This window comes from Canibacter zhuwentaonis (assembly GCF_018531145.1).
Taxonomy (GTDB): Bacteria; Actinomycetota; Actinomycetes; order Actinomycetales; family Microbacteriaceae; genus Canibacter; species Canibacter zhuwentaonis.
Genome location: NZ_JAHDSZ010000004.1, coordinates 94,020 through 112,284, shown reverse-complemented (window position 1 = coordinate 112,284; position 18,265 = coordinate 94,020). Strand labels below are relative to the sequence as shown.

General features: G+C 54.5%; 15 protein-coding genes. 8 read left to right on the top strand and 7 right to left on the bottom strand.

Features of this window, described 5'->3' with window-relative positions; translation table 11 throughout:
• Window positions 1-17: 17 nt before the first annotated feature.
• Window positions 18-2,975, bottom strand: coding sequence for a cell wall-binding repeat-containing protein (locus KJY78_RS06790; RefSeq protein WP_214337225.1), 2,958 nt, complete (start codon window positions 2,973-2,975; stop codon window positions 18-20).
• 117 nt (window positions 2,976-3,092) lie between these two features.
• Here KJY78_RS06790 and KJY78_RS03520 point away from each other — a divergent pair, with 117 nt between their 5' ends.
• The gene (locus tag KJY78_RS03520; RefSeq protein ID WP_348771185.1) at window positions 3,093-3,968 is read left to right on the top strand and encodes an ABC transporter permease; all 876 of its coding nucleotides are present in this window, start codon (window positions 3,093-3,095) and stop codon (window positions 3,966-3,968) included.
• 16 nt (window positions 3,969-3,984) lie between these two features.
• Window positions 3,985-4,731 carry an ABC transporter ATP-binding protein gene (locus KJY78_RS03515; RefSeq protein ID WP_214337224.1) on the top strand — a complete coding sequence of 249 codons (747 nt, stop codon included), beginning with the start codon at window positions 3,985-3,987 and terminating at the stop codon, window positions 4,729-4,731.
• Here KJY78_RS03515 and KJY78_RS03510 read toward each other — a convergent pair.
• Window positions 4,697-5,221, bottom strand: a complete 525-nt coding sequence (locus KJY78_RS03510; protein WP_250544135.1) for an NUDIX hydrolase — start codon at window positions 5,219-5,221, stop codon at window positions 4,697-4,699. The genes KJY78_RS03515 and KJY78_RS03510 overlap by 35 nt on opposite strands.
• A gap of 146 nt (window positions 5,222-5,367) precedes the next feature.
• Between KJY78_RS03510 and KJY78_RS03505 the strand changes: the two genes are divergently transcribed.
• The 5 genes from KJY78_RS03505 to KJY78_RS03485 are packed head-to-tail and all read left to right on the top strand — an operon-like array spanning window position 5,368 to window position 10,933.
• Entirely contained in the window at window positions 5,368-7,332 is a 1,965-nt protein-coding gene (locus KJY78_RS03505; protein WP_214337222.1) for a DUF6541 family protein, read from the top strand.
• A complete protein-coding gene (locus KJY78_RS03500; RefSeq protein ID WP_214337221.1) occupies window positions 7,320-8,672 on the top strand; it encodes a lipopolysaccharide biosynthesis protein in 1,353 nt (450 codons plus the stop codon). The genes KJY78_RS03505 and KJY78_RS03500 overlap by 13 nt, the downstream gene beginning before the upstream one ends.
• Window positions 8,673-8,685: 13 nt before the next feature.
• A complete protein-coding gene (locus KJY78_RS03495) occupies window positions 8,686-9,816 on the top strand; it encodes a glycosyltransferase family 4 protein (RefSeq protein ID WP_214337220.1) in 1,131 nt (376 codons plus the stop codon).
• A complete protein-coding gene (locus tag KJY78_RS03490; RefSeq protein WP_214337219.1) occupies window positions 9,803-10,483 on the top strand; it encodes a glycosyltransferase family 2 protein in 681 nt (226 codons plus the stop codon). The genes KJY78_RS03495 and KJY78_RS03490 overlap by 14 nt, the downstream gene beginning before the upstream one ends.
• 6 nt (window positions 10,484-10,489) lie before the next feature.
• A complete protein-coding gene (locus KJY78_RS03485; protein ID WP_214337218.1) occupies window positions 10,490-10,933 on the top strand; it encodes a DUF2304 domain-containing protein in 444 nt (147 codons plus the stop codon).
• Between the two features lie 479 nt (window positions 10,934-11,412).
• Here the strand turns inward: KJY78_RS03485 and KJY78_RS03480 are convergent, their stop codons facing one another.
• Genes KJY78_RS03480 through KJY78_RS03465 form a run of 4 tightly spaced genes read right to left on the bottom strand, consistent with a single transcriptional unit; the run spans window position 11,413 to window position 16,482 of the window.
• Window positions 11,413-12,978, bottom strand: a complete 1,566-nt coding sequence (locus KJY78_RS03480) for a dihydrolipoamide acetyltransferase family protein (protein WP_214337217.1) — start codon at window positions 12,976-12,978, stop codon at window positions 11,413-11,415.
• Window positions 12,979-12,992: 14 nt separating this feature from the next.
• On the bottom strand, window positions 12,993-13,979 hold the full coding sequence (locus KJY78_RS03475) for an alpha-ketoacid dehydrogenase subunit beta (RefSeq protein ID WP_214337216.1): 987 nt from the start codon (window positions 13,977-13,979) through the stop codon (window positions 12,993-12,995).
• 3 nt (window positions 13,980-13,982) lie between these two features.
• Entirely contained in the window at window positions 13,983-15,173 is a 1,191-nt protein-coding gene (locus tag KJY78_RS03470; RefSeq protein WP_348771184.1) for a thiamine pyrophosphate-dependent enzyme, read from the bottom strand.
• The gene (locus tag KJY78_RS03465) at window positions 15,163-16,482 is read right to left on the bottom strand and encodes an aminotransferase class I/II-fold pyridoxal phosphate-dependent enzyme (protein WP_214337215.1); all 1,320 of its coding nucleotides are present in this window, start codon (window positions 16,480-16,482) and stop codon (window positions 15,163-15,165) included. Before KJY78_RS03465 ends, KJY78_RS03470 begins: the two co-directional genes overlap by 11 nt.
• Before the next feature lie 104 nt (window positions 16,483-16,586).
• Between KJY78_RS03465 and purB the strand changes: the two genes are divergently transcribed.
• Window positions 16,587-17,969 (top strand): adenylosuccinate lyase, encoded by a 1,383-nt coding sequence (gene purB, locus KJY78_RS03460; protein WP_214337214.1) that lies wholly within the window; start codon window positions 16,587-16,589, stop codon window positions 17,967-17,969.
• Here the strand turns inward: purB and KJY78_RS03455 are convergent.
• The gene (locus KJY78_RS03455) at window positions 17,966-18,265 is read right to left on the bottom strand and encodes an ABC transporter ATP-binding protein (RefSeq protein WP_214337213.1); all 300 of its coding nucleotides are present in this window, start codon (window positions 18,263-18,265) and stop codon (window positions 17,966-17,968) included. The two genes, purB and KJY78_RS03455, sit on opposite strands and share 4 nt — an antisense overlap.

The following is an 18,265-nucleotide window of genomic DNA, read 5'->3' as shown; positions in this document are numbered from 1 at the left end:
CGGATCGCGCTACGCGCCTAACCGCACACCCTGCCACGCGCAATCCCGTCACTAACCACGGCATTCCCACCCAGAATAACCCGGTAACTTGGCAACAAGCTCATCGCGGTAACCTCGGTATCCGCCACCAGGCATTCACCGTCAACCAGCAGCAGCGGGGCTTTATTCAGTCCGGCAATAACCGCGCCGCTGAGCGCATCAGCGTATCCGGTACCGCTCGCAAAATAAACCGGGGCCGCGTTTTTGGCGCTAAAGTTGGCGCGCGCAATCTGCGCTGCGGTGTCGTATCGATCCACTCCGCCATAGGTCACAGTGTGTCCCCCAGTGAGCTGCCACAGATTAGTGCGCTGTTCCTGCCGAATAGCACTCTCACCGCCTGCAAAATGCAGTGTTGCGCCACGCTGCCGGCTCAAAAACTCCCGTACAGAGTCAGGAGTCGCAGCTTCCCCGCCGGGCACCAGCACAACCGGCGCGTCGTTAACAATTGCGGCAGGAGCGGCGGCGAGCGCATCCGCGAACTGCTCTCCTGTAGCAATAAACACCGCTGACAGGCTTCCACTCCAGCCTGCTTTGGCAATCATAGCCGAGGTTTCATACCGGTCTTCTCCCGCAAAACGAACAACTTCTAAACCCGCAAACTCCTGCTGTAGCTGCGTCACAATGTGCTCTGGGACGACCGTGCTACCACCGGCTATAACAACGCGTTTAGCGTTAAGCCGCGCAATTTCCTTGCGTGTTACCTCGTTGAGCTCGCCGGGATCCGTTAGCAACAGCGGCGCATTAAGTTTTGCCGCGTAAGGAGCCGCAGCTAGCGAATCCGCAAACCCTTTTGCCGTTGCCAAAACAACGGTGTCAGCGCTCTTGAAGTTATCCTGCGAGATCAGCACCGCAGTTGTAAAGCGGTCTTCACCCCCCAGACGCTTATTAGGCTTATCAGTCGCCGGATTTTCCAGGCTCGCGTACGGTGAGCGGTTAAAGAACCCACCTCTTTCTAAGTGATAACCGAAGACCCCACCGCTAAAGCGCACCGCACACACGCCGTTACCCTGGCAGCTCATATCCGACAGCGGGACGCCAAACTGCTGCAGCCCGCCCTGCTCTTCCCACGCTTCTTTTAACTGCCCCTCAGCAATTGCGTACGCGCCGCGCGCTGAACGGTAAATGCTGCCCCGCTCGGTTTGCACAACAAAAACGCCCGGCGCAACCTGGGTAGCCTGCGTCACAGGAAGACCCAGACCTTCCCGCCCTGCGCGTTGCCAGGCTTTGTACTCCTCTGCCGCCAGCAGAATAAAGCCGGTGTTAGCCGACCACACGCCATAGCCACGCTCAAACTGCGTAACACACACGCCAGACGCATCGCATTCAGTTGCACCAACAGGATGCCCTGCAGGACCTGCAGGACCGCCAGTTACCCAATAGGCGTCGTTATAGTGCCCGTTAGGGATGCTGAACACCCTGCGATCCGCGTTCATATAGAGCGTGTGCTTACTCAGCTTCCAGCTTGCGCCCCCGGCAATCGCCCGCACGTTTTCCGTGGGGTGACCAAGCTCGCTGTGAACTCCGCCAGCATCGAGCCAGAATCTAACAAAGCGCTTGTCCAAAGACCAAACTTTGCCGTTCGGATCTCGCACCAACGAGATCCGGCTAAACTCCTGGTGAATACTACCGTTAGCACGCACCGCGTCACCAACTGGCGCACCGGGAGAATAATCCGCCCCCTCATATCCACCAAACTCCTGCCATGCCTGCACAAGCTCGTTCGGAATCAAATAAACACTGTCACCGTTCACACCGGCAAGACCCCTGTAGAAGCGAATCGGCTTGCCAGCACCGGGATCTTCTAGCGGATACCCCCACACACCCTGCACAAAACCGTTTTTGCGCAGCGCCACAAGCTCTGGGCTGTTTTGGCGCAGCCCAACGACTGAATATCCGTGCGCGCCAAATATAACACCGCCCCTGAACTCTTGGTAGAGACCGCCGCCAGCGCCCGTGTCTACAACCGAGTCAACCGGTGCTCCCAGCCAGTCTGAGTTCTTGATCCAGTAGTCACTGAATTTGCTCGCAACCGTGTACTTTGATTGGGTGCTGCCAAACCAGGCTTTGAAAAAGTTGTAGAAGTTACGGTTGCCATATGTTGAGCAGTCATCGCCTGTGCCCCAACCGGCATCGAGCGCCGCTTGATTTGGGCGGTACGGTGTGTACACGTAAAGCCCCGCAGTTGCTGCGTTCTCAATATAAACCTGCGACGTACCGCACTCGGACTTTGGGTGATACTGAATTGTGTTTACCCGCCCGGCGCGATAATTCCACCGGTCAGGGTGCGCTCGATAGCGCTGCAGCTGCCGCGCGCCGTAGTACATCTGGTTGAAGAACCCGTAAAACTCCTCGTTACAGTTTGCGGAGTGACCAGGTCCGCTGTCAGGGCAAGCGTACCCCATTGCAACGTTGTACATCCGCTGTGATGGCCAGTCGTCTGTCACAAGCGACTGCTCTTTTTCAAGCATCACAAGCAAAACTTTAGGGTTAATATTGCAAGCTTTGCCCACTTTTGCAATAATTTCTGCGGCGGATTCATTCCGTCCGCCCGGGTACGCCTTGCAGTACGCATCCGCATTTCTTGAGCGCGTATCCATTTTGAAATCTTTCAGGCACACGTGAGCAAGCAGCGTGCCCCGCAAGGTTGTGCCGCCAGCTGGTCTACCGGGATCCCCGAGCGTACACCTGGCAACCATGCTATCAAGGAACTCCTGCACTTCCTGCGCAGAGTATCCGCCCCCGTTGTAAAAAACCTCGTCAGCAATAATGTTGCCCGGGTTAAACCCGTCGGTTATATTATCGGCGTGCGCGCGCTCCGCGCTAAACCCGCTCAGCACTGCAAACGCGGTTGCCAGCACCACAACAAACACCGTCATCTTTTTAATGACGACACCAAAGTCTAGACTCCGCGTTTTACTGTTTAGGCTTCCTGACACAATCGCTCCTGTGTTAATAACCGAGATAAATATACTGAACAAAAAATAGTACACTCTCAACCTCAAAGATAGCTAGTAGCAGTGGCAATCTAAAATTGGCAGTGTAAGCTAAATACCGTGAATACGCGCACGATCGAAAAATATCGTAAAGATCCTGACTATGCCACACCAGGCAAAAGCTACGGGCTATTGCACGTGCTGCAGCACCGTTATTTACTGCGCTTAATAATGAAAAAAGGTGTTGCCACGCGCTATTACGGCTCGGCTCTGGGCTGGGCGTGGTCGTATGTAAAACCCGGCACACAGTTTTTAATGTACTACATCGTTATCGGCGTTATTATGGGTATTAACCGTGATATCGACTTCTTTCCAATCTATCTTTTTTCTGGCATTGTTGCCGTTAATTTTTTCACCGAAACCCTGCACAACACAACCAGCGCGATTGTTGACAACCGCGAGCTCGTGCGTAAAATATTTCTGCCGCGCGAGCTATTCCCAGTGTCCGCGTGCGGGGTCGCGCTAGTGCACTTTCTGCCGCAGGCGCTACTGCTGCTAATAGTCGCGATTTTTTCCGGCTGGACAGTCAGCTGGCTGCAAATAATATATTTTATTGTGGGCGTGTTTTTGATCCTCTGCTTCGCGCTCGGGCTCGGGCTGTTTTTTGGCGCCATCAACGCGGTCTATCGTGACGCTAAAAACTTCGTCGACATGATTCTAATGTTTGCAACGTGGATCAGTCCCGTGCTGTACAGCTTCGCGATGGTGCGCGATCGCGCCCCAGAATGGCTCTATCAGATCTACATGGTAAACCCAATGACGGCAAGCGTCGAGCTGTTCCACAACACTTTCTGGCTGCCGCTAGCGCCGCACTCAGAACGGCCTACGGGATTGCTCACATACGCACTAATCGCATCCGCTATAGCGCTTTGCGCCCTGCTAATCGGACAGCTGGTATTCAAAAAACTGGAGGGCACTTTTGCGCAGCGGCTCTAATAACGGCATAAACCCGATGGAACAGCCCAAACTCGGCAGGGATCCGCGGCCCGCGATCGTGATTGAAAACGTCACAAAAAGCTTCGACATCAAACACACGCACTCGCTGAAAGAAACTTTTATTGCGATGCTACGGCGCAAACAGCTCTCAACCAGATTTGATGCGCTCAAAGACATCAGCTTCATAGTGCCCGAGGGGCAGTCGGTGGCTATGCTCGGGCGCAACGGATCAGGCAAGTCAACAACTCTCAAGCTCCTCTCGGGAGTGATGCCGCCCGATCAGGGGTGGATCCGCACCCGCGGCAGAGTTGCTGGGCTGCTCGAGGTTGGCGCGGGTTTTCACCCGGATTTAACCGGGCGGGCAAATGTGTATCTCAACGCCGCAATTCTGGGGATGAGCAAGGTCGAGGTCGATGCCCGCTTCGAGTCGATTCTCGAATTCAGCGAAATCGGAGATTTTATCGACACCGAGGTGAAGTTTTACAGCTCGGGTATGTATTCCCGCCTGGGATTTTCTGTGGCGATCCACACCGAGCTTGACATTCTGCTAGTAGACGAGATTCTCTCGGTGGGTGATGCCCAGTTCCGTGAAAAATGCCACCGCAAACTACACGAAATGCAGCGCGCGGGAAAAACAATGTTTATTGTCAGTCACGACGCGCACCAGGTGCAAGAGCTGTGCGAACGCGGTATTGTGCTAGAGCACGGGACAATGATTTTTGACGGTCCTATTGCCGAGGCAATAGAATTCGTGAAGGCTTAACGCTCCCGCCAGGAGTGCCCAAATATCGGCGGATATTACGCCTGCGGCTTGTATGCACCCGCTGCTGGCTGCTGCGGCGAGTGATCCGCGCCATTTTCAATGCGGTATCAACGAGTGACAATTTACGCAGCTGACCCAGCTCGTCGAGCCGCACCCAGCGCGCTTCGTCGCTTGAGCCGCCAACTTCGTTAACAAGCAACCCCTCAATAACGCTCGCCCGATAGACAATGCGGATCGTGTGCAGCTCACGTGAATCTTCGGGGAGTGTTTCTTCGCGCTTGATAATGCGCGAGTCCACACCGAGCAGCCTGCCCGTACGCGCTGCCAGCCCGGTTTCTTCGCGCACCTCACGAATTACCGTGTCGCGCGGATCCTCTCCCGACTCAACACCGCCGCCGGGCAGCGTCCAGCCGTGCAGAGATCCGCGTCGCCAGTGTGTCAGCAACAGTTCACCGCGACGCTCTATAACCGCATACGCTGCCACCCTCATTTCCATTACATTAAGATTACATAATCATTTTGGACATCAGCTGGCAACTTAGTAGCGCTCTAATTGTAATAAAGATCCGTAGCATAATACTGCTGTAGACTTTGAAACGGTTAAAATCCACTCATCTTACACAAAACGGGAGAATCTTGAGTTTTTTAACGAGTATTGGCGCGATCCTCACAGCTATCGCGTTTATCTTGCTTCCAGGGTATCCAGCAGCGCTCCTAATTAAAGCCCGCGGTCTCTGGCTGCACTCGCTCGCGCCCGCGGTCTCAATCACGATCATGGCGCTGTTGAGCATAATTTTCCCGTTTGTTAATGTGCCGTGGAAAGCCTGGATAGTTTTCCCCGCAACAATCGCACTGAGCTTCGTTTTTGGGTTTATCATGCGGGCAATGGGCATTCAGCTTAAATCTGAGCCTAAAACGCATAAAATCTACCTCACAACCGTTATTGGTATATTTATTATGTTGAGCATAACCATCACGGTGCTGCTCACCGGCATCGGCAGCTTCAGTAACTTTTCGCAAACCTTCGACAATGTTTTCCACCTCAACATTATCACCTATGTTAAAGAAAGTCTCAACGCTTCGCCACTTGAAATCACGCGCCTAACAGCGGCAGGCAATAAGCCAGATTTTTATCCGGCGGCATGGCATGCACTCGTCGCTATTGTGAGTGAGGCAGGCAACTTCTCGATCCCGATCGCAATTAACGCCCTCAGCATAGCCACCCTCATCACGATTTTCGCGCCCTGCATTATGTTGCTTACGCGCCAGCTTGGCGGATCACGCCTAGCCGAAGTTTTTGTCGGCGTTTTCGCGGCAACTCTCACAACTTTCCCAATAGAAATGCTAATTTACGGCGTTCTCTACCCCTTCTTTATGGCTCTTGCCTTCTTCCCGCTCCTGGTAGCGCTGATGCTGCAGCTCGCACGACTGGGTGTCAGCGGGCGGATCGCCCCCATTTGGCAACTCACAATTATCAGCGCAGCAACCTTTGGCGGAGTTTTGCTAACACATCCCGGATCCGCCTTGGGAGCGCTCTTTGCTTCTGTTCCCGTAGCTTTTCTTGCAACATTCCGAGACTTCAAAAAACAAGCACCGCTTGTGCAGCTACGCCGCATACTGCTGCTCGTATTCTACGGCAACGTGGTCTTCTTAATCTCCTATTTCTTCAACGTCGGCGACACCTGGGGAGTGCGCGGCTCTGCAGCCGAAACGCTCCTTGACCTGCTCAAAATGGCCCCTCTGAGCTATGGGCAGCAGATCGTCGTTACCGTGCTGTTCCTGTTCGCAATCGGTTACAGCACGGCAACCCTGTGGCGCAGTCGTCGCGGGCTGAGCACCTACCGCTTTGAATGGTTCTTAAAACCGCAGCACACCGCAGTTTTAGTGATCAGCGCTATGACGCTAATATTTATGCTGCTTTTCTTCATCGCAAAGGCTGTTCCCTTTAAGCACCTGCGCTATTTCACCCAGTTCTGGTACGGGGACTTCCCACGCCCCGCCGCTATCTTCACAATTCTTGTGATGCCCCTTGCCGCTTTTGCTGCGGTCGCACTAATTCGTATTGTGGCGCAAACAGTGGTGCCCAAGATCCGCCCGCTGCTTGGCGCGGGAATTGTGCTCACCATTATAACCCTGGCGATCTGGGGCGCTGGGCTTGATAGAACTCAGGAAAACTTCCGCAACACCTACCATATAACGAATAAATCACAGCTGCTCACGCCCGATGAACTTGCCATTCTTGAGCGCCTGCCAGAGCACGTGCCGCCGGGTGCTATCATAGCCGGTTCCCCGTGGACGGGCACCGCGCTCGCATACACTTTCTCGGGTAGAAAGGTGCTTTTCCCGCACATCTACACCAAGGCAAACGACCCTAATATTCGCATTGTGCAAGATCGTATGGATCAAGCTCATGTCGATCCGCGCGCCTGCCAAGCCGTAAAGCATCTCAACATCGAGTACTTCCTTGATTTTGGCAAGGTGACTGTTATCGATGGGCGCGAAATAGAGTCCGGGCTTGATGAAGGCAACTCCCCCGCTTTTCAGCTAATTGACCGGCAGGGAGATGCGGCTCTTTACAAGGTTCTGCCGTGCCAAAGCTAAACAGCACTCCAGCTGCCGCAACCTCGACAACAGCGGCGGTGCAAACTGGTATCACCGGTCCAATTTCAATAGTTAGCGGACAGAGCTCACGCAAAGCCGTGCAGCAGGTAACCGCGCACCTGTTTGGTGCGAGCATTGTGCGCAATCTCGGGCAGTTGGGCGTTATGCTGTTGCTCACGCGCACGCTCACAGCCCACGATTTTGGACAGTACACTCTCGCGCTGGCAATTGTGACCCCAATTTTTGTGCTGTCACAGTTGAACCTCCGCACTGTTTTTCTAACCGTTATTCCCGTGCAACCGCTCAGCTCGCACCTCGCGGCGCAGCACCTTGCGGTGGTTGTGGCAACCGCAGTTGCCGGGGTAATTGTAGGCATTGTTGTGCCCGAGATTCTCCCAATAGTGCTGATTATGGCGATCGTGAAGGCCAGTGACGCTTATATTGACCTGCTGTCTGCTGCGTGGCAGTCTGTTTCCCGCACCTCACGCATTTTTTGGGGATCCATGTTTGTCGGCGCGGGAAGCCTGCTCGCGGCAACAGCAATAATGCTCATAACAAACAGCATTATTCCCACGCTGCTGGCGCTGGCCGTTAGCTCCGCAATAATAGTGGCTGTTATTTTTGCCTTTCCGGTGAAGTATTTACGCGGGCGAGAGCTCGCCGCCAGGCGTATTTTTGCCGTCACAAAGCTGAGCGCAAAAAAGTCTATTCTCAAGGTGCTACGTGCCGGGCTTCCGCTCGGAACTGCCACTGCGGTGCTCTCGGCGGTGTCGTTTGCTCCCCAGTATTTCCTGTCCCCGCTAGCCGGTGCCGCTGCCGCAGGCCACTTTGCAGTTCTCATCTATATGTACGCAATAGCGGATCTGACCATGGGCAATATTGCGCAGGCTTGGATTCCTCGCGGGCAGGCCAGCTACGGCAAAAAGAACGTGTTCAGGTGGATTTTATCGCCCACGCTCAAATGGACGCTCGTGTTTATTCCGCTCGCACTATTGGGGGTTACTGCCGGGTACTGGCTCTATCCGCAGCTCTTTGGAGAAGCCTATGCTTTTGGAACAACCATTGCAATTCCGCTGGTCACCGCGATAGTTTTGCTGCCCTTTGCACACTTTACGGGAGCTGCACTGAGCATTGCGAACCGCTACACAACAATGCTCTCTGTGAATACGCTCGCCGCGATAACCGCGCTGATTACCTGCGCAACGCTAATTCCTGCGCACGGGGTCGGCGGTGGATTCTGGGCTGTTGCTGTCGCGGTGCTTGTGCGCGGCACGGCTGTGCTCGGGTTTTTGAGCGCACACAGCATCAAACATAATCGCAAGATTTGCACTGTAAAATAAGCGCGAAGACATTATGAGAGTTGCATTTTTAGTTAACAACTACCCGCCGCACTCGGGAGGCGTTGAATTGCACGTGCAGGCACTTGCGCGTGAAATGGCTGCTGCGGGCGCAGCTGTTACTGTAATAACCCTAGAAAACACGGCTGGCAACAGGGTTGAAAACAGCGTTGAGATTATTAGCCTGCCAGCGACTCTGCACGTGGCTGACATATTCAGCGTGCCTACTTTTAAAGCAGTATCGCAGATTAAAAAAATCTTAAGCGTCAAACGAATATCTCTGATTTCTGTGCACACGAGATTTTTCCCACTCACAATACTGGGAGTCTACCTGGGCAAAAAATACGGCATCCCGACTATTCTCACCGAGCACGGCAGCAATTTTGTGTTTGGCAACTCCAAGCCGATTGCGCTCGCAAGTCGTATTGTAGATCTCACCCTCGGCAAATACGCGCACCGAAACGCAACAAAAGTGCTCGGGGTTTCTGAGGCATCGTGCGACTTTGTAAAACGACTCAGCAACGTTGATGCGGAGGTTTTTTACAACGCTATCAACGGCATCACAGCGCCCACAAAAATTATTGACAGACCTAAACACCTCGTATTTTTAGGGCGGCTTATAAAAGTAAAAGGGTGGATTGATTTTCTGCTCATGGCGCAGCAGCTCAAAGAAGCCGGCGAAGAGTTCACTGCAGATATTATCGGTGACGGCTTAGATTTTGAAGCCGCGCGCGCAGCCATCGTGCAAATGGGACTGAAAGACACCGTCCACCTGCACGGTCACGTTAAACAACCCGAGGTGCAGGAAATGTTGCGCGGCGCAACCCTGATTAACCCAACCAGGCTCGCCGAGGGGTTTCAAACAATATTGCTTGAAGCCCTTGATAACAAAGGCAGGATCGTGACTTACCCCGCACCGGGCACACTTAAGCTGTCTGCAGATGGCGCGCCAATCGTGATTACCGAGGGTAAAAATCCTGCAGCTCTTGTTGCAGGCGTTAGGAAAATCTGGCATGAAAACCCTGCACCCTGGCAGCAACAAAATCTTATAGACTGGAAGTGGCAAAAACGAGCAGCGCAATACCTTAAAATATGCCGGGAGGTTCTGTCTCAAAACACTCAGGAAGATCCGCATGAAACAAAGTAATTTTAACGATACCTGGCTAATTGTGCCCGTTTATAACGAGGGGCAGGTGGTTGGAGATGTTATTTCCCAAGCGCTTAAAACATTTCCAAATATTGTGTGCGTTGACGACTGCAGCCGCGACAACTCAGGAGCTGCCGCGCTCGCGGGAGGCGCTGTTGTGCTGCGCCACCCGGTTAACCTCGGGCAGGGAGCCGCGCTGCAAACAGGGCTTGAGTTCGCCGCCGCGCAACCGCAGGCAAAGTATTTTGTAACCTTTGATTCTGACGGGCAACACCAGGTTTCTGACGCTGCCGCGATGGTTGAGCGACTGCGCGTTGAGCCGCTCGATGTGCTACTGGGCTCTCGTTTTCTTGACGGACGAACCAACGCGGATGCCCTCAAAAAAATCATTCTGCGAATGGCAGCGCTTTTTGAGCGGATAGGCACCGGTGTTAAACTCACCGACGCTCACAACGGGCTGCGCGCGTTAAATCTAAACGCTGTCTCAAAAATTAAAATAACGCAAAACCGGATGGCTCACGCCAGCGAAATAGTTTCGCTTATTGGACAGCATAAACTGCGCTACGCTGAGCACCCTGTGCACATTCTCTACACCGATTATTCCCGCGCTAAAGGGCAGTCAATGTGGAACTCAATTAATATTCTCGGCGAACTCTTTGTAAAGTAGGTCTTTGTGGAACAGCAAATAATTATTAAAATCATATTAATCACAGCGTTTATTGCGTTTGCCCTGGCGCTGTTTAACAGCGCCCGCTCGGCTCGAAGCCAGGCTCTGCGTACAATCGGTATTATTTGTTTTTTGCTGTGCGTTATTTTTGCGGTTATTTTCCCGGGAGCTGTAAACGATTTAGCAACCGCTGTTGGTGTTGGGAGAGGCACTGATCTGCTGCTGTATGCGTTTGTTGTTGCGTTTATTGGCATCGCGCTGGCAACCACAAGGCGCGACCGCGAGCAGGAGCGCAAAATCACCGCTATTGCACGTCACCTCGCCGTGCTGAGCACTGTGCGCCCAGAACACAAAGAAAATGCTGGAAGCAGCGGCGAATCTACAAGTGGCGACAATCTGACAATCGCACCCGCCACAGATAGCACAGCACAAAAGCATAACTCCGTATAAATCAACAGCCACACCCGCAAACAAAATATTTATATCCTAGCCCGCCCGATTTTTTAATTTGACAGGCTAGATTTTTCTCTTAATTACGCCTATTCTAATTTCCCCTATTATTTTTAAGGTTTAGTAATTAAAGTTAAAATAAATAGGGATGTGTTACAAACTACTATACAGATAACAATCTATTTTTATTGGTGGTTTTACACATGAGCGATCCGCTGGAGTTGACCAGGTTTTATCTAGCTCCCGGAGAAAGCTAGCTTGTTGACGTTTTACCCGGGTCTGGCGGTCGCAATCTCCTGGTAATCACCGATTTCAAGTTCAACCCGAATATTGACGCGTCAAGTTTAAAAATTAACGGCAAGCAGTGACCCTTATTGTGTGCGTCGCGCACAGCAACGCACACAATAAGCCAATGCAGTGGGCACACACAACAAGGGCGCAATAATATTGCACAGCGCACAACACAATAGCGGCTAAACCTAGTCTAATAGCAGCGCTGGCTCTTCGAGGATAGCCGCAACATCAGCAACAAAGGCGGAAATAACATCGCCGTCAACAACCCGGTGGTCGAACGATCCACCAACAGTTGTGACCATACGCGGCACGATAGCACCGTCAACAACCCACGGTTTCTGCTTAATAGTGCCCATAACAACGATCGCAGACTCGCCCGGGTTAATAATCGGCGTGCCAGTATCCATACCAAAAACACCGATATTCGTCACTGTGATCGTGCCATTCGCCATTTCTGCCGGGGTGGTTTTGCCTTCCCGCGCAGTGCTAGTCAGCTCGCCAATAGCTTTTGCCAATTCCAGCATCGACATATTCTGCGCGTCTTTGATGTTTGGCACGAGCAGACCGCGCGGGGTCGCCGCCGCAATTCCCAGATTCACATAATTGTGCACGGTTATTTCATGCTCCGTAAAAGTCGCGTTAACCAGCGGATTACGCCGCACCGCCCAGATCATAGCTTTCGCAAACACCAGCAGCGGCGAAACTCTAACACCCGCAAAATCACTGGAGTTCTTCAACCGCTTCACGTATTCCATCGTGCGGGTGGCATCAACCTCGGTGAAAACACTAACGTGCGGCGCAGTAAACGCGCTCTGTGACATCGCCTTCGCAATCTGCTTGCGAATGCCCTTCACAGGAATCACGGTTTCGCGCTCGAGCACCTCGGTAATTCCGACGCGGGCGGCGGATGTGCTGCCCCTGGCGCTGTTTGTGTAGCGGATAACATCATCACGTGAAATATCGCCGATGCTTCCCGTGCCAACAACCGCAGTAATATCAATACCAAGATCTTTTGCGAGCTTACGAACCGGGGGTTTTGCGAGCACCCGCGCCGCGCCGATTTGCTGCGCTTGTGATACTGACTGCACCGGGGTTGTGGGCTGCTGTGCCGGGGTGCCCTGCGCCGCAACCGGCGCCTGTGCGGCTGGCACACTGTTCTGCACGGTCGACAAAACAGCCATCGCCGCGCCGCCCTGCGCCGCTGTGGTCTCTGCCGTCACCTTATCACGAGCAGCGACTTTTGCGCCACCTCTGCGGCGACTCTTCACCGCGCCCGCTGTGCCGTACCCAACAAGCACCGCATTCTTTTTAGGTTCACTCACCGCAGCATCCGCATCGGTTACGCTCTGCTGCACTAAATCGCTATGCGTAAGCTCTGCTGCGGCTGCTGCGCCCCCAGTAGTACCCGCAACTGCTGCGCCGATTATCTCGGGCGCTGCCTGCGCCGCCACGCTGCCATCCGCCACGCTGCTATCCGCCGCCTGGCTGTTACCCTCCAGAATCGCACCGGCTGCGGCAACCTGCATAATTGGCGCGCCAACAGACACCGTATCCCCCGGCTGCGCAAGCAGATCCGTTATCCTACCGGCAAAAGGCGACGGCAGCTCAACAAGCGATTTTGCGGTTTCAATTTCGCACACAACCTGATTCAGCGCGATCTCATCACCAACAGCAACCTGCCAGCTCACCAGCTCGGCCTCAGTAAGCCCCTCGCCAACATCCGGGAGATTAAAAACTTGTTTTCCGCTCATGTTATTTCCGCTCATTAATGGCTCATCACGCGATCGACCGCCTCGAGCACTCGATCCGTATCGGGCAAATACACTCCCTCAAGCTTCGCCGCAGGGAAAGGCACGTCATACCCCGAAACCCGCAAAACAGGAGCCTCCAGTGAATAAAAACAGTTTTCTGCAACGCTCGCGGCAATTTCAGAACCCAAACTAACATTACCGGGTGCCTCCTGCGCGATCACAGCCCGCCCGGTTTTTCGCACCGACTCAAAAATCGGACCGTAATCAACCGGCGAGAGCGAGCGGATATCAATCACCTCAAGACTAATTCCCTCGGCAGCGGCAATTTTAGCTGCCTCCAAAAGCGTTGTGACCATTGCACCAAAACCGATAACCGTTACGTCCGCCCCGGTTTTTGCAACCCGGCTTGCCGTCATCGACGCAACCGCGGCGGTAAAATCCACCTCACCCTTTTGCCAGTATTTCGCCTTCGGCTCCATAAACACAACCGGGTCATCAAACTCAATCGCCTCGCGCAGCATCCAGTAAGCATCGTTAGAGTTCGACGGCGCAACAACCCGCAACCCCGCAGTGTGCGCAAAATACGCCTCCGGGCTTTCCTGGTGGTGCTCAACCGCACCAATATGCCCGCCATAAGGCAAGCGGATCACAACCGGCAGCGGCACACAGCCCGCTGTGCGGCTGCGATACTTTGCCAGCTGGCTTACAATCTGGTTAAACGCGGGGTAAACAAAACCGTCAAACTGAATTTCCACAACCGGCCGCCAGCCCTGCATCGCGAGCCCGATAGCCGTTCCCACAATCCCAGACTCGGCAAGCGGTGTATCAAGCACCCGCGCCGAACCAAACCGCGCTTCGAGCTTGTCGGTAACCCGAAAAACCCCGCCGAGCTTGCCGATATCTTCGCCCAAAAGCATAACTTTCTTATCCGCTTCCATCGCGTCAGCAAGCGCCGCATTGAGCGCGTGGGCAATAACCTTAGTATTTTTCTTGTCACTCATTAGCTAAACTCGCTCCTCACCACTCACGTCCGTCTGATAAGACTCCTCATATTCCGCCATCCATCGCCGCTGCTCGTCACGCAGCGCGTGCGGCGCGCTAGCGTATGCGTGCGCAAACATCGTGTCAGGGTGCGGCGCAACACTCGCAAGCAGTTTTTCGCGCACCTGCTGCGCCTTCTCGCGAGCGGTTTGGGTAACCTGCTCAAAAAACTCCTCACCAACCCCTGCCGCACGCAAGTGCGCCGCCAGCCGGTTAACCGGGTCACTCAGACGCCACTCGTCAAGCTCCACGCTGTCACGGTAGCGGGTCGGATCGTCGCTAGTTGTGTGCGCCCCGATTCTGTACGTGAGCGCCTCAATATACTGCGGACCGCCACCGCCGCGCGCCATGCCAAGCATGGTTTTCGCCACCGCGTAGGCTGCCAGCGGATCATTCCCGTCAATCTGCACAGCATTAATTCCAAAGCCCAGCGCGCGCCTGTAAATGGGGGTGCGTGACTGCCGTGCAACCGGCACAGAAATAGCCCACTGGTTATTCTGCACAATAAACAGCGTAGGGGTTTGATAGCTCGCCGCAAACACCATTGACTCATTCGCGTCACCCTGGCTTGTTGTGCCGTCACCGTAAAACACGATCGTGGCGCGATCCGTTGCCGTTCCTGGCGTGCCCGGGTCGAGGCTGTAATCTCCGTGCTTGGCTTTTTCTGTGAGCATCTGCCCCAGCGAGTAACCAACCGCGTGATGCGCCTGTGCACCCAGCACCAGCGTGTAAGGGTGCACATTACCGTTTTTAGGGTCGTGCGGATCCCACCCGCCGTGACTAATCCCACGGAAGGTCTTGCCGATGTCGTACAGCTCAACGCCCCGCGCATAGGCGAGCGCGTGCTCACGATACGCCGGAAAAATATAGTCACGCTCATCTGCCGCGTGCGCAAAGCCCACCTGGCAGCCCTCCTGCCCGAGGCTCGGCACCCACAGCGCCATCTGTCCCTGCCGCTGCAGATTCGTGCACTCGGCATCAAAGGCGCGCGTAACGCTCATATCACTAAACCACTGTTGTTTATCGTCGAGAGTCACGCCCTCAAGCGCGATGGCGTATACGGCGGCACTCTCAGAGGGATTCCACTCGCCGTTTTTATCTAAAAAGCGGATCGGCTCCGGATCTTGCATCTCAAGCAGTTTACTAGCTAGCACCGCACTCGCCTCCACCCCAACTATCGCGGACGCTGTCTGTTGGCGCAAAACCATCACAGTTACCGTGCTCTAAAAAACTCTTAATCGCGCGCGTTACCGCGCCAATACTTTCTGGCTCTCCAACGCTGATGCGCACTCCTGCACCGGGAAAGGCTCGCACGATTATTGCAGCCTCGACCAGCGCATCCGCCAGCGCAGTCGCGGGGTCGCCCGACGCAGTCACAATATCAGAGTCACCCAACGCAGTCGAGGCTTTTATATCACCCAGCGTCATTGAATCAGGGGCATCCGGCGCGAGCTGATCACTGTTTTCCAGCGTTTCAAACGAGCTAAGCTGCTTTGCCCGCTTTACGAGCGCGCTAATCTGCGCGGCAGGCAACCACACAAAATTGCCCTGGGTCTGAGGCACGCTAAACCCAAGATCGCCCAGCTGTTTTACCAGTTCCGAACGGCATTTAATGGTTGCCGCATTGCGCACCACAAGCTCTTGCACAACCTCTGCATCATCAAGCACGACCTGCGCGGCAATAGCCGACAGACTGTTTATCGCAAGCGGAATCTGCACCGCAAAAACAGCCCGCCAGATTTCAGGAGCGGCAATACCGTAACCAATACGCAAACCGGCAAGCCCTTTTGCCTTAGAAAAAGTGCGCAAAATCAACAGGTTTGGGTGCTGCACAAGCAGTTCGGGTGTGCCACGCACCGCCTCACCACAGGTCACATATTCGGCATACGCCTCATCTAAAATAACCAGCACGCGCTCCGGCATTTCGCGCATAAACTCCGTAAACTCTGCGCGCGTAATAATCGGACCGGTCGGGTTGTTGGGCGTGCATAAAAGAACCACGCGGGTGCGCGCGGTAATAGCCTCGGCCATCGCTGGCAAATCGTGTTTTGCCTCATATGTTAGTGGCACCGCAACGGCTTTCGCGCCGCTGGCAACGCCCAACAGCGGATACGCCTCAAAACTCGGCCAGGCGTGCACGTAATTATCTCCCCCGCCCGCGGTTGCATGCACCAGCTGGTACAGCAGCGCAGCAGATCCGACTCCCAGCTGCACCCAGTCGCTTGTTACTACGCCGCCGTATTCTGCCGCGATCCGCTCACGTAGCAGGCTGAAATTAGGGTCAGCATAGCGGTTCAGCTCGTGATGCTGCGCAATCGCTGCCAGCACCCGCTGCGGCGGCGGCTCGTGGCTTTCATTGCTTGAAAGTTTAAACCCTTTGCCGCGAAGCGCTTTGCCCTGCTTATATGGTGGCACAGCCAGCACATCGGGGCGCACAATAATTGGCGGATTTTTTGCTTCCATCTAATACATTTTAGTGCCGCCACCTTGCATATCTCGTATGTGATGCAGAATAGGTGATTAGGATATAAATAGAATCATTATCAACCCCTTAACGAGGAGTCGCGATGCCACATTTTTCACAGCAGCCAATCAGCCCGCTAGACGGCAGATACCGCGCGACCACCTCAGAAATTGGCGAGTATTTGAGCGAAGCCGGGCTGAACCGCGCGCGCGTAATTATCGAGGTTGAGTGGCTTGCGCACCTCACCGCGCGCGGGCTGTTTGGCGCAAGTCCTATTGAACCCGCAAAACTGGCGCAGCTGCGCCAGTGGGCGGCCGATTTTGGCGACACAGAAATAGCCGAGCTGGCCGAAATCGAGGCGGTCACTCACCACGATGTGAAGGCCGTTGAATATCTGGTGCGCAAACAGCTGCAGCAGCTCGATTTGGGACACATCGCAGAATTGACCCACATCTGCTGCACTAGCGAAGACATCAACAATCTCGCCTACGCAATAACCGTGCGTGGCGCGATCAAAACCGTGTGGCGACCGCGGCTCCTTGCCGTGATCGAGCGGCTGCGCGAGCAGGTTGCGGAGTATGGCGAGCTAGCAATGATGAGCCGCACTCACGGACAGCCGGCAACTCCCACAACCCTCGGCAAGGAGCTCGCGGTGTTTGTGCACCGCCTGAATCGACAGCTGCAGCAGCTCGACAGCATTCCCTATTTGGGCAAGTTTAGCGGTGCAACGGGCACTTTTGCGGCGCATTTGAGCGCGGATCCGGACACCGACTGGCAGCAGCTCGCGCGCGAGTTTGTGACCGGTCTGGGGCTGAGTTTTAACCCGCTCACAACACAGATCGAGTCACACGACTGGCAGGCCGAACTGTACACTCGCGTTGTGCACGTAAACAGAATTCTGCACAATCTCGCAACCGATATCTGGAGCTATATTTCTATTGGCTACTTTAAGCAGATTCCAGTTGCCGGGGCTACCGGGTCGTCAACAATGCCGCACAAGGTAAACCCGATCCGTTTTGAAAATGCCGAGGCGAACTTTGAAGTTTCTAACGCGCTGCTCGACTCGCTAGCGGCGACGCTGGTGACCAGCCGCTGGCAGCGCGATCTTACCGACTCGTCGACGCAGCGCAATATCGGCGTGGCGCTCGGGCATTCCGTGCTTGCAATGCACAATGTTCATGGCGGATTGGGGCAGATCACCGCCGCGACCGAGGTTATCGCGGCCGATCTTGACGCCAACTGGGAGGTGCTTGCGGAAGCAATTCAGACCGTGATTCGTGCCGAGGTGACAGCCGGGCGCTCCCAGATTAGTGACCCCTATGCCGCGCTCAAGGAACTGACCCGCGGTCGCACCGTCACAGGCGAGCAACTACGCGATTTTGTTGCGGGGCTTGATATTGGTGAGCACGCCAAAGCACGCCTGCTGGCGCTCACGCCCGCTAAATACACGGGCATCGCGGCGCAGCTGAGCAAACAGTTGGATTAGTGCCAGTTACCGGGGATATTGCCCTCTGTGCTGTCGCCCTCTTGGGCGTCACCCTCGCGTAGCTTGCGCATAACCGCAGCGTCTTCCGGGTTGGGTTTTACGCTCAACCCCAGCAGTGATAGCGCAAGCAGCGCAACAATAAAAACTACGCCCACGGTTACCGGCACTCGCAAAACAATGTCACGGGTTACAATCATCACCACAACACCGGCAAAAATCGCGAGGACTGCTGAAAAACCGACCAGTTCTAACGGCTTCAGACGCTCTTTGCGTGAGGGTTGATTATTGTTTTCCAT